This is a genomic window from Pseudoalteromonas sp. M8 (genome assembly GCF_018141365.1).
GTDB lineage: Bacteria > Pseudomonadota > Gammaproteobacteria > Enterobacterales > Alteromonadaceae > Pseudoalteromonas.
In genome coordinates this window covers 3604600-3616869 of record NZ_CP047240.1, presented here as the reverse complement: position 1 = coordinate 3616869, position 12270 = coordinate 3604600, and the positions used below count along the sequence as shown (strand labels likewise).

12 protein-coding genes are annotated in these 12270 nt (G+C 41.3%); 5 read left to right on the top strand and 7 right to left on the bottom strand.

Features of this window, described 5'->3' with window-relative positions:
* Nucleotides 1-47: 47 nt before the first annotated feature.
* A complete protein-coding gene (gene folE2 / locus GSF13_RS21080) occupies nt 48-968 on the bottom strand; it encodes a GTP cyclohydrolase FolE2 (protein WP_102057492.1) in 921 nt (306 codons plus the stop codon).
* A 321-nt stretch (nt 969-1289) separates the two neighbouring features.
* Here folE2 and arcB point away from each other — a divergent pair, with 321 nt between their 5' ends.
* A complete protein-coding gene (arcB, locus tag GSF13_RS21075; RefSeq protein ID WP_010607596.1) occupies nt 1290-3611 on the top strand; it encodes an aerobic respiration two-component sensor histidine kinase ArcB in 2322 nt (773 codons plus the stop codon).
* Between the two features lie 6 nt (nt 3612-3617).
* Here the strand turns inward: arcB and arcA are convergent, their stop codons facing one another.
* The 5 genes from arcA to trmB all read right to left on the bottom strand — a co-directional run bounded on the left by arcA (nt 3618) and on the right by trmB (nt 8584).
* Nucleotides 3618-4337, bottom strand: a complete 720-nt coding sequence (arcA, locus tag GSF13_RS21070; protein ID WP_010379411.1) for a two-component system response regulator ArcA — start codon at nt 4335-4337, stop codon at nt 3618-3620.
* A 107-nt stretch (nt 4338-4444) separates the two neighbouring features.
* A complete protein-coding gene (locus tag GSF13_RS21065; RefSeq protein WP_010607597.1) occupies nt 4445-4966 on the bottom strand; it encodes a YfiR family protein in 522 nt (173 codons plus the stop codon).
* On the bottom strand, nt 4963-6585 hold the full coding sequence (locus GSF13_RS21060; protein ID WP_010607598.1) for a HAMP domain-containing sensor histidine kinase: 1623 nt from the start codon (nt 6583-6585) through the stop codon (nt 4963-4965). Before GSF13_RS21060 ends, GSF13_RS21065 begins: the two co-directional genes overlap by 4 nt.
* Before the next feature lie 164 nt (nt 6586-6749).
* The gene (locus GSF13_RS21055; protein ID WP_174169733.1) at nt 6750-7778 is read right to left on the bottom strand and encodes a methyltransferase; all 1029 of its coding nucleotides are present in this window, start codon (nt 7776-7778) and stop codon (nt 6750-6752) included.
* An 80-nt stretch (nt 7779-7858) separates the two neighbouring features.
* Nucleotides 7859-8584 carry a tRNA (guanosine(46)-N7)-methyltransferase TrmB gene (gene trmB / locus GSF13_RS21050; RefSeq protein WP_174169734.1) on the bottom strand — a complete coding sequence of 242 codons (726 nt, stop codon included), beginning with the start codon at nt 8582-8584 and terminating at the stop codon, nt 7859-7861.
* Between the two features lie 143 nt (nt 8585-8727).
* On the opposite strand from trmB, the gene mutY reads away from it, so the two are divergent.
* Nucleotides 8728-9789: an A/G-specific adenine glycosylase gene (mutY, locus tag GSF13_RS21045; protein ID WP_174169735.1), complete on the top strand. Its 1062-nt coding sequence runs from the start codon at nt 8728-8730 to the stop codon at nt 9787-9789.
* Nucleotides 9790-9854: 65 nt separating this feature from the next.
* Nucleotides 9855-10127, top strand: coding sequence for an oxidative damage protection protein (locus GSF13_RS21040; protein WP_010379401.1), 273 nt, complete (start codon nt 9855-9857; stop codon nt 10125-10127).
* Between the two features lie 49 nt (nt 10128-10176).
* Here the strand turns inward: GSF13_RS21040 and ispB are convergent, their stop codons facing one another.
* Complete coding sequence (gene ispB, locus GSF13_RS21035; RefSeq protein ID WP_174169736.1) at nt 10177-11148, bottom strand: octaprenyl diphosphate synthase; 972 nt, start codon at nt 11146-11148, stop codon at nt 10177-10179.
* Nucleotides 11149-11565: 417 nt separating this feature from the next.
* On the opposite strand from ispB, the gene rplU reads away from it, so the two are divergent.
* Together rplU and rpmA are read left to right on the top strand one after the other, a co-directional pair.
* Nucleotides 11566-11877 carry a 50S ribosomal protein L21 gene (gene rplU / locus GSF13_RS21030; protein WP_010374575.1) on the top strand — a complete coding sequence of 104 codons (312 nt, stop codon included), beginning with the start codon at nt 11566-11568 and terminating at the stop codon, nt 11875-11877.
* A gap of 19 nt (nt 11878-11896) precedes the next feature.
* A complete protein-coding gene (gene rpmA, locus GSF13_RS21025) occupies nt 11897-12154 on the top strand; it encodes a 50S ribosomal protein L27 (RefSeq protein ID WP_010374578.1) in 258 nt (85 codons plus the stop codon).
* The last annotated feature ends 116 nt before the right edge of the window (nt 12155-12270 follow it).

The following is a 12270-nucleotide window of genomic DNA, read 5'->3' as shown; positions in this document are numbered from 1 at the left end:
ATTAATAATAGTAGTCAACGGAGTGGCTCTAATACCAATTGCTATAATTAAACGTTGTAGCCGTCTTCAACCCCTTTCACGGCATAAGCTACAGCATCATGGGCGTGAAGGGATTCGTAATGGTTGATTTTAACGTAGAAATCTAAATAAGTTTGCTGGTTTAGCAATGCTTTTAACTTCCTCGCTGCATCTTCACAAAACATTAGGTTTTGGCCGTTAAGGCGCGCAAATTCTTGTTCATCTTCTCGTTTTACTGCGGCTTGAACAGGAGTTTTTAACTCGTTTTCAACCAATTCGATCAGATCTAAAATCTCAAACTCACTACTATTATCTGTGAGCTTAACTTTTATATTTGCAATCGAGCGCTGAGAGTGGGGGGTTGCAACGATCCCTTCTGTGCTACCTAGCCAGTCATGCACACTATGGAAATCTAATTGTTTACCATCAAAAGCTTGTTGGAAAGCGTTTTGGATCAGTTGACGAGACAGTGCAGCTGAACAGGGGCAAGTAGACGAGTAAGCAACGTCAAGCGCCAGTTCTAGCTTGTAAATACCGTTTATCAACGTCGCATCAAGGGTAATTGGGTATGATTTCCATCCCATTTTTTTACTTAAAAGCGAAGGGCGTCTGATAGGCAATTCAAACTGTAGTGTTACTTTTGCACCTGTACTTAAGTCGTTATGCGTACTTAAAAAGTTATCTAACAACTGTTTTAGAGTTTTTGGTGTAAGTATTTGCTCACAAGAAAGCGTGTCAAGAGCAAGAAAGAGGCGTGACATGTGAATGCCTTTTGCGTCTTCTTTTTGCAAATTAACAAAAGCATCGGCTTTGGCTGTAACAGTAACTTGATTTAGGCCTTTGCTTTCTAATACTAAAGGCAACTCTATGTTACCCATGCCTACCCAGTCTAAAGTTCCCGTTTGTAACGCACTAGCACTGTGTGCAATGTCTGGCATGTTATTTTGCATCGACGTTCTCTTTTCTCACGACTTAAAAAACGGGCATATTACACGAAATCAGATTAAGTTGGGATGGTGAGCTTAAATCTATCCGCACTAAATTAGATGATTTGTGCATTTAGTGATACAGAGTCTCATTTCTGTTATCTATCATTCTGCTTTGCGTACATGAAATTGACTGAATGATCTGACCCTGCAATTTCTATACTCGCTTATTACTAGGGCTTTTGTATAATATTTACTTTGAGGGCTTGAAAAGCAATTCAGTCAGGCTCAAGCGGTAGAATATAAACTTGCCTGACAAGTGTTTAACAATGGTGAAGTAATAATATGACAGAAAATTCGTTTGGCTCATGGGCTCGAATTTTATCAAACTTGGTAGAAAAATACGGCAACAAGCGGGCGTTTGCCATCGCTTATGCTTTTACGCTCTTCGTTGCAGTTATTCTATCTTGCATGTTTTACTATGTTGCATTAGGTGTAGTTGAAATTGTCGATATATCGGCACTCTTTTTCTTAACTGCTGTTATTGCGCCCGCTCTCATCATGATGTCCGTCGCAGCAATGCGGGAGGTACATTCATCCAAGGCTTATTTGGAGTCGGCAACACAACAAGAAAAGATGCTGAACCAAACGCTAAAGGACAATATTAATCGTTTAAATAGTGAGATTGACGAGCGTAAAATTGCTCTGCATGCTAAACACCGCGCGATAGATGAATTAAGAAAAGAAATTGCAGAACGTAAAAAGACCCAACAAGAACTTGCGCAGCAAGGTATGTTGCTGCGGAGTATTGTTGATTCATCTCCTGATCTGTTCTATTACCGCGATGAAAACGGTGTATTCGCAGGTTGTAACAAGATGTTCGAATTAGTGATGGGCAAAAGCAGTGAAGAACTAATTGGTAAGTCAGTCGAACAGATATATTCAAAGCAATACCTTCCAAAAGTACTAGAAACAGATAGCCAGGTATCAGAAACACAGCAACCATTAACACTTGACGTTGAGTATCCTGTTGAAGGCGAGTCTCGTTGGTTTGAAATGCGTAAGCTGCCATTTATCAACGATAACGGCGAATATATAGGCTTGCTGGCCTTTGGCCGTGATATTACAAGTCGTAAAGAAGCTGAGCAGGCGTTAGAAACTGCGTATAAGGATAAAGGAAAGTTTATTGCTACGCTAAGTCATGAATTAAGAACCCCGCTTAATGGTATTGTTGGTCTGACGCGCATGATGTTAGACACTGATCTGACGGCGCAACAAAAAAGCTGGTGTAATACTGTGTTTTCAAGTGCGGAGACGCTTGGCAATATTTTTAACGACATCATTGATCTAGATAAAATTGATAGGGAGCAGCTAGATATTGCAACGGACAGTATCAATGTCTCTGATTTTATAAATGATGTGGTCAACTTTGCAGGCCTAATTGCTGATCAAAAGGGCCTAGAGTTTACTATCAATCGCTCTGGAATATTGGACGTTTACGCATTACTCGATCCGACACGTTTGCGTCAGGTACTCTGGAATCTAATTAATAATGCGGTGAAGTTTACCCACAAGGGTAATGTGACGCTGGAATGTCGCCGCGAGAATCGAGATGATGGGCCATGGCTGACAATTAGTGTTATAGATACTGGTATGGGAATATCTGGAGATCAGCTTGAGCGGATCTTTGAAATGTATTACAAGGCTCCGGATGCATCTGGTAGCAATGCAATTGGTTCAGGAATTGGCCTTGCTGTTACTAAAGCTCTCGTTCAGGCTATGAAAGGAACGATAGCGGTTACTAGCCAAGAAGGTAAGGGGAGTCGTTTTGATGTTGAGATCCCATTACAGCTATGTAATGCACCGAAAGAACAGAGCTATGCTGGTAGAAGTTTGTACATTTTACTTGTTGAGGATGTGCCGTTAAACGCGGAGATTGCGACAAACTTATTAGAGCAGCGTGGACATGAAGTTATTTGGGCTGAAACTGGCGAGGATGCACTCTCATTTGTTGAGACTGAGGATGAGCTAGACCTAATTCTATTGGATATGCAGTTACCAGATATAAATGGTGACGTAGTCGCGCGTCAAATAAGAGAAGACAGTCACTTCGATCACTTACCGATTGTAGCCTTAACCGCGAATGTTAGAAGCGCTGAGCAGGAGTTAGAGGGGATCAGTGTTCAGGGGGCTTTGGCCAAACCAATAAATACCACTAAACTCGACAAAATGCTCGCAGAATTATTTGGAATTGAGGCACAGAAAAACAAACAAAGCATTGATATTCGAGAAGCATTGTCACAGCCCGAATACTCAGATTTAGATATAGAGACCATTTGCGATTTTGTTGAGTCTATGGGGGCTGCTGCATTCCAAAGAAGCTGTGACCTATTTACCAAGCTCAATCCTAAGTACTGTCAAGAACTCAGAGAGGCTGTTGCACAAAATGATATTGAGGAATACGGTGCGGTTGCACATAAAGTTAAAGGTGCTGCTGGCTCTGTAGGGTTGCAACTTGCCCAATTACAAGCAAAGAAAATGGAATTAGAGTCAGAGGGTAAAGAGGAAGCGACACTATTGGATTGGGTATCTGAGTTAGAGGTTAAAATAGAAGAAGGGCAAGAAGCCCTTCATCCATTAATTGCAAAACTCGCTGAAGATCAGTAAAAACGATTATTGAGCGTCGAGTTTACCAATGAAACGGTAACCTTCACCGTGAATTGTACTGATTAATTCAGGCGTGTTGTTATCAGTTTCGAAATGCTTACGAATTCGACGAATAGTAACGTCAACAGTGCGGTCATTTGCGCGAAGTTCACGACCTGTCATGTGCTTGATAAGCTGTTCACGGCTAAAAATACGGCCTGGAGAATCTAGCATTAGACGGAGTGCTCGATATTCACCTTTTGGTAGGCGCTTTGAATCACCTGTTGGGGATGTTAAACAGCGACTGTTTTCATCTAGCTCCCAACCATTAAAAGTAATAACGCCGTTGCTATCAATTGTTGACTCTTCTGCAGACGTGCCAGTACGAGAGATCAGGTTGCGAGCACGAATCGTTAGTTCACGCGGGTTAAATGGTTTTGTGATGTAATCATCAGCACCAATCTCAAGACCAAGAATGCGGTCAACATCATTGTCACGACCTGTTAGGAAAATAAGGCCGATGTTTTTCTTCTGGCGTAATTCACGCGCCAAAATTAAACCATTTTTACCAGGAAGGTTGATATCCATGATTACAAGGTTTACATCATCATTTGATGTCAACTTGTCATGCATGTCATCGCCATCAATGGCTTCGATTACTTTGTAACCTTCCGCTTCAAATAAACTAACGAGGTTCAGTCGAGTTACGTCTTCATCCTCTACAATTAGAATGACTGGCGTTTGCATTATTAATTAACCTTTTCGGAATATATAATTTACAATGTGTCCGGACTTATATAATAAATCCGAATATTTACGATTATAGGAGCTTATCCAATTGTTAACAAGTAAAATCAGTTGGGATGAAACTTGGATACGGCAAGCAGCCTTGAGCGCACGATGAAGTACTGTTTTTCTAGGGCTTGCTTATTTATATACAGTCGAATTTTGCTCCCTTCTTGGACCAAAGAAGCAATCCCGCCTCTTTCTAAAAACTCAATACTTTCGCCCACGGTCAACATGTTTGACTCTATTGTATCGGTCCAAGCGGACAGTATATCATTTTCGTTAGTTTCATCAATGTATGTGATATCGCAAGCGCTGGAAAGTTCCTTATAGCTCCACGTTTTTTTTGCTTCTACGAGTTTAATCGGTTTTCCTCGCACGTTCAGCTTTGTTGCACTTTTTAGTTCAGAAGCGGGTCCTGATTCGAGAGAATAAAAACAGAATTGGAAACTGGACTTTGTGTTTTCGTCGGGAAACTCGACGAATTTTGCCATCTGATAGAGAAAAGCTGAGCGAACCTGATCTGGGGATTTTGCAGCTGAATATAAGGAAACAAATAAAAGCAAAATAGTCAGATTAATCAACCTCATTTTAGATCACCTGAAAGTGGGAGCGTTATAATAAATTTGGCACCTTGGCTAAATTCTTCATCTAAGGTGATTGTTCCCCCAAGTGCTTGAGTTACTAAGTTATAAACTAAATGCATACCTAGACCGCTTCCACCCTCACCTCTACGAGTGGTTACAAACGGATCGAAGATACGCTTTTTAATTGCTTTGGGAACACCCATCCCGTTGTCTGCATATTCAATCGCGAGTTGCCCCATTGATGACTTTACTGTAATTGAAATGCTGTTGTTTTGTTGGTCTTTAAAGCCATGGAGTAAGGAATTAGATATAAGCTGCTCTAGCACTTGTTGTAATGGCCCTGCTTTACTCTCGATGGCAAGTCCAGTGTCACAGTCAATGGTCACTTCAGGCTGTTTCGTGGAGAGTTCAGCTCGCATAGATGCTACGACTTCAGTAAGCAGGTTTGACAAATCTATTCGTGAGTTCACTTCTAGATCCTGGCTTACGGCAAGGCGCTTAAAGCTAGAAACCAACTCAGCCGCTCGGTTTAGGTTGCGGTAGATGAGATCAAGGTTTTCAATTCCATCGTTAACAAAGCGCTCTAACTGCTTGGAGGTTAAAGACTTTGTTTGAAACGCTTCGCGAATATCAGATAATTTATCTCTTAATAGCGTAGATCCTGTAATACCCAAGCCGATAGGGGTATTTACCTCGTGCGCAACGCCAGCCACCATCTGCCCCAGCGAAGCCATTTTTTCGTTCTCGATGATTTGGTTTTGATATTGATGCATACGCTCTAAAGCGTTCAGCAGTTCTTGGTTAGCCTCTCTTAGCGCAATTGTGCGTTGATTAACTTTTTCCTCCAAGCTCTGATTGAGTTGTTTTATTTCTTGCTTGTCAGCTTTATGACGCTCTAGTTGATTTTCGGTGCGAGCTAACATGATATTTAAATTATTCGCCAGCACGTTTAGTTCTGCGATATTGCTGCCAGGAGCTCTTGCACTGTAATTATGGTTCTTCGAAACGTCTTGCAATAGCGTTGAGAGTTCTTCAATTGGCGTCGCTATACGCTTTTGGATCCCTCTTGAAACTAGCAATACAAGGAGCAGGACGAATAAGGTGAGTGCAATATCTACCAGTATTTTTTTATTAATATAGTTAGAAAGTCGCTCAAGACCCCCGCGAACATACACATAACCTTCAATATTGCCTTCATAAACAACAGGTTTGATTAGTTCAATGTAATCTTCTGAAACCTTAGGGGTCTTCAACTCCTCTATTTGATTAACTTTTAGCGGTACCGGTGGTGTTCGACTAGCGTTGTAACTGGTAAAAAATACAGGGGTGTTGGTTACGTCATCCATAGCATATATATGGATGTTTTTAATTATGTCTACTTGCTGAAAAGATTTGAGGCGTGCATCTTCGGTCTTTCGATCATCGAACAAAATAGTGATCTGAGAATTAAAAGCAACGATGTCAGCTATCATCTCTATCTTATTGATGATTAATTGCTTTTGTTCTTTTACATCAAGGTAAGTGGAAATAGAAATGGATAAAGAGAGACACAGCGCAGTTACAAGCATCACTGCGCTGATCAATACTTTTCTAATGCTTGTTTTTGTTAATTGCTTACTCATTCTTATTCCAGCTGTATGATCAGCCTTGGCTGCGGCTACAGAGCTTTTGAGATTCAGTAACTCATTATAATAAAGTAGAGCAAATCTTTGAAAATGAAAAGATAAAAGGTCGGTTTGAGTGAAGGTTTACTTGATATATGCAAGTAAACCTTAGAGCTAGTAAACTACTGCGCTTTATAGATGGCAAATTTAGTGTTTTTAGTGACAACTTCAAACTGTTCAAATTGAGCTTCTAAAATAGGAGGATATTTTAGGAAGCTATTTGCAACCAACTGAATATTAGACTTGGTATCCATATGACGCTTGATGTTATGTAGAAATTGTTCAGCGATATCATAGTCTGTTGAAAGGCCCGTATGAAATGGTGGGTTGCTCAATATAAGGTTGAATTTACCGTTTAGCTCACTTAAACCATCGCTAAGCAGCAAAGTTGCACCGAGGTTGTTCAAAGCCAAGGTTTGCTGCGTAGCATATAGCGCAAGTGCATTGACATCTAAACAGGTGAATTTAAGTGTTGGGCTGTTCAATAAGGCGTAGCAGGCGATAAGCCCGGCACCACAGCCAAAATCTAACACTTTGCCTTTATAGGGAAGGATGACATTTTCCAGTAATAGCTGAGTCCCAGCGTCGAGCTTCCCATGATTAAATACACCGGGCAAACTCGCGGCGGTGAACTCGGTCTTGGCGATACGCACTGAAAATGTCTGTATGTAATGGCTTACGTCAAAATTTGGGTTAGTAGTAAGCTGATCAAACTCATATAAAATACAGTGTTTTGCGCTTTCTAATTTATAACAGTGTGCAGCGTGCTCTTTAAGTTGCTTTTCTGCACTTTTAACCCCACTTTTGTTTTCGCCAACAACGAGTAACCTAGTTTCAGCCGTGCTCAAGTGGCGGATGTTATCAAATACCATTTGCGCTTCAGGTTTTGATTTAGGGTAATAATAAATAACTAAATCAATATCTTGCAATTGCGGTAGTTGATGGTCTACATAACTCTTAACATCGGCGATTTTATCGGCGTGAAGGTGGTCTGCAAAATCGAAACTAAACGCATGAATTGCCGAACTTGGATTGAGCGCTTTTAATTCACGTAGGAAGCCATCGCGCTGATGGTTAATAACCAGAATATTGTTGGCAATAAGCTCTTCTTCATTACGAAGTAGTAATAAACTCGGGTTGGTAAACTGCAACGCTAACTCCTAGTGAATGTACTCAAATAGATGGGCGATGAAGCAGCCTGTTGAGCCGCTCCATTATAAAGCGGGGTTGTTTAGCTAATACGCTTGAACATTAAATCCCAAACGCCATGTCCTAAACGATGGCCTCGTTGCTCAAACTTAGTCAGCGGTCTAAAGTCTGGACGAGGAACATAGTCATTGCTTTGCGACTGGTTTTTATAACCAGGTGCTGCACTCATCACTTCAAGCATATGCTCGGCATAGTTTTCCCAGTCAGTTGCCATATGGAACACACCACCGACTTTAAGCTTTTGGCGTATTTTTTCAGCAAACTCAAGTTGTACAATGCGACGTTTGTGGTGACGCTTTTTATGCCACGGATCAGGGAAGAATAACTGTAATTTAGCAAGGCTGCCATCAGCGATACAATCTGCTAAGATTTCAACAGCATCATGTTCAAAAACACGTAAGTTAGTGATGCCTTGTTCATCTGCATCCATCAAGCAGGCACCTACACCTGGACGGTGTACTTCTATGCCAATAAAGTTTTGTTGTGGGTTATTTCTTGCCATCTCAACGAGAGACTTACCCATACCAAATCCAATCTCAAGAACGACATCATTGCTGTTACCAAATACTTCAGTAAAGTCTAGCAAACCTTGTTGGTGTTCCAGTCCCATTGTTGGCCAGCACTTTTCTAGCGATGCTGCTTGGCCTTTAGTAAGACGTCCTTCACGCTTAACAAAGCTACGCACTTTTCTGATGTACTTGCCTTCTTCCTGCGCCTGTTCGAGCGCACTTTTGCTTGATTCGTTCATGGTCATTTCTATGCTCGTGAAAATGGTCGCATATTATCGTCATTCAGTTGGCAATAAACAAGTATAGAGTGAAACTTTACGTGGTGACTATTAAAGCGATTGTGATTACACTGGCGGCTTTGTAACAAGTACTAGTCAAGTTTATGAAAGTTAGCCAGCAACAAGCTAAGTGGTTTGGTGAGCAAGTTGTGTCTTGGTATCACCTTCATGGTAGAAAAACACTGCCGTGGCAACTCGGAAAAACGCCGTATAAAGTATGGGTTTCAGAGGTGATGTTACAGCAGACTCAAGTAACCACAGTTATTCCTTATTTTGAGCGCTTTATGGCGCGCTTCCCAACGGTAATTGCGTTGGCCGATGCACCGGAAGATGAAGTGTTACACCATTGGACTGGGCTTGGTTATTACGCCAGAGCAAGAAATCTTCATAAAGCTGCAAAGGTGATCAGAGATAGTTATAAGGGTAAATTCCCACAAACATTAGAAGCGGTGATGGACTTACCGGGCATTGGTCGCTCTACCGCAGGTGCGATACTCTCTCTTGCGCTTGGTCAGCATCATCCAATACTCGATGGTAATGTTAAGCGGGTCTTAGCTAGGTTTTATATGGTTGAGGGCTGGTACGGAGTAAAAAAGGTCGAAAATCAGTTATGGTCTTTGAGTGATGCCGTCACGCCAAGCGGTGATGTAAGAGCGTTTAATCAGGCTATGATGGATTTAGGTTCAGGCGTATGTACCAGAAGTAAGCCAAACTGTGATGTTTGCCCACTTGTTGAGGAATGTTCAGCGTTCAAAAATAATCGGGTTAAAGAGTTTCCGAACCCTAAACCCAAAAAAGAGAAACCAAAAAAGCGTACTCACCACTTAATAATTAAATGTGATGATAAAGTGCTGATGGAGAAGCGCCCTTCCAGTGGAATATGGGGTGGGTTATTCGGCTTTTTTGAGTTCGCAGAGCGAAATGAGTTAGACGCGTTTATTAAGCAGCAAGAACTTAAACTTGAATGTACAAATACACTTGAACCCTTTGTGCATATTTTTACGCATTTTGAGTTAACTATTACCCCCGTGGTTGTAGAAGTAAAAAGCATACCGGATTGTGTGCATGATCAGCAGTTGCTGTGGTTCGATACTCATAATCCACCAGAGGTTGGGCTTGCTGCGCCGACTAAAAAGTTGGTTAAAGTATTAACCGCAATAGGGTAAACTGACGCTATCACTGGTGCTGACTCTCATTGAGTGCACGATTAAAATTGAAGAGGTAGATACTCATGGCACGTACGGTATTTTGTCAAAAGTTACAAAAGGAAGCGCCTGGACTGGATTTTCAACTGTATCCAGGAGAAGTTGGTGAACGTATATTTAATAACATCTCCAAAGAAGCTTGGCAGCAATGGCAGCATAAGCAAACTATGCTAATCAACGAAAAGCATCTTAATATGATGGATCCTGAGCACAGGCAAATGCTTGAAGAGCAGATGGTCGGCTTTTTGTTTGAAGATAAAGAAGTCGAAATTGAAGGCTACAGGCCACCAGAAAAATAAAGGTCGCATCAACGACCTTTTTATAGCTCATAAACTGGTTAGGAGACGATTAATACTCTCTATCCACAGAAAGTTTAGCAAGTCCTATAAGCGCTTCTTTGTGCACTGAGTCAGGTAAAACGCTCAATTGTGCAATCGCTTTTTGGGCTTCTTCTTGGGCTTTAGCCATCGTGAAGTCAAGTGCTTTGGTCTCGGCTAGTGTTGCTAAAATATCTTCAAGATAATCAAGTCCATTACCACTTTCTATCGCTGTTCTGATCTGAGATGATTGCTGAGCATTTGCATACTGCATTGCATAAATAAGCGGAAGCGTAGGTTTACCCTCGGCGAGATCATCGCCAATATTCTTGCCAAGTAATTCTGCGTTAGCACTGTAATCAAGAATATCGTCTACAAGTTGGAAGGCAGTGCCTAAATGCATACCGTAAAGCTTAAGCGCAGTTTTAATTTCGTCGGATTGCTCTAGCACTACAGCGGGTAGTAAAGTTGCAGCTTCAAATAGCTTTGCCGTTTTGCTGTAGATAACCTGCATATAACTCTTTTCAGTTGTATCTGGGTCATTACAGTTCATTAACTGTAACACCTCGCCTTCTGCGATGATATTAGTCGCATCGGCCAAAATCTGCATGACTTCCATATTACCAAGACCAACCATCAACTGGAATGAGCGAGTGTAGATAAAGTCACCGACTAATACGCTTGCCGCATTTCCAAATTCAGCATTTGCAGTCGGTTCTCCACGGCGCAGCAATGACTCATCAACCACGTCATCGTGGAGTAAGGTCGCTGTGTGAATAAACTCTACAATTGTCGCTAGTGTGATGTGTTTATCACCTTCGTAACCTAATGCTCGTGCAGCCAAAAGGGCCAACATTGGGCGGATGCGTTTTCCTCCGCTATTTACAATGTATAAACCTAGTTGTTTTACAAGTGCAACATCAGATTGCATTTGTTGATGTATAAGTTGGTTGACGTCAAGCATATCTTGCTCAACCAAATTTTGGATAGTTTTTATATCCATTGCGCTCCGAGCCAATCTATTAACCGAAAATGAATAAACTCGGCGATTGTACTACAAAAAAATCATCGACTCGATAAATTGTCGTAGTTGCTTATAAAAAAACGTTTTTATGCTTACTTTTTGTGCTTTCAATGGTTTCGCAAGGGGTGAAATAGGTACGGTGAAATCTCATTTGGTACTGTATTAGGTAAACTATAGAGTCGCCTTTTGTCTAATGAATTGAGAGAAAAAAGAGCTTGGCTTTGACATTTTTTTGACTAGAATAGGGGAAAATATTTGATTGCCCTCATACGAGCTAAATTTTATTCACTTTCTTCAAATTTACTCTTGCGCCAAGATACGCATTAGCGTAAACTTCGCGCCCTATTGAAGAATATTAAGTTGCGTCGATTTGAGGGCGCACAGACGGAGTTAATTATGTACGCGGTTTTCCAAAGTGGTGGTAAACAGCACCGTGTGACTGAAGGTCAAACAATTCGTTTAGAAAAGCTAAACGTTGAAACTGGTGCAGCAGTTGAATTTGATTCAGTACTTCTAATTGCTGATGGTGAAAAGATCGAGATCGGTGCACCGTTTGTTAACGGTGGTAAAATTACAGCTGAAGTTGTATCTCACGGTCGTGGCGAGAAGATTAAGATTGTTAAGTTTAGACGTCGTAAGCATTCTCGTAAGCAGATGGGCCACCGTCAGTGGTTCACTGAAGTTAAAATCACTGGCATTAGCGCTTAATTTTTAGAGGTACAGAAAGATGGCACATAAGAAGGCAGCTGGTAGTACTCGTAACGGTCGCGATTCAGAAAGTAAACGCTTAGGTGTTAAACGTTTTGGTGGCGAATCAGTTTTAGCGGGTAGCATCATCGTTCGTCAACGTGGTACTAAGTTCCACGCTGGTTCTAACGCAGGTATCGGTAAAGACCACACAATCTTCGCAAAAGCAGACGGTAAAGTTGTTTTTGAGCAGAAAGGTCCTTTAAACCGTAAATACGTTAGCATCGTTGCTGAGTAATCGGTATTAAATACTAAAAACCCCGCTTAGGCGGGGTTTTTTGTTTTCAGCACATCAATTACCAAATTAGCTATATCAAGGCGTATTAATACAATTGGTATTAGGAGCGATTTGTC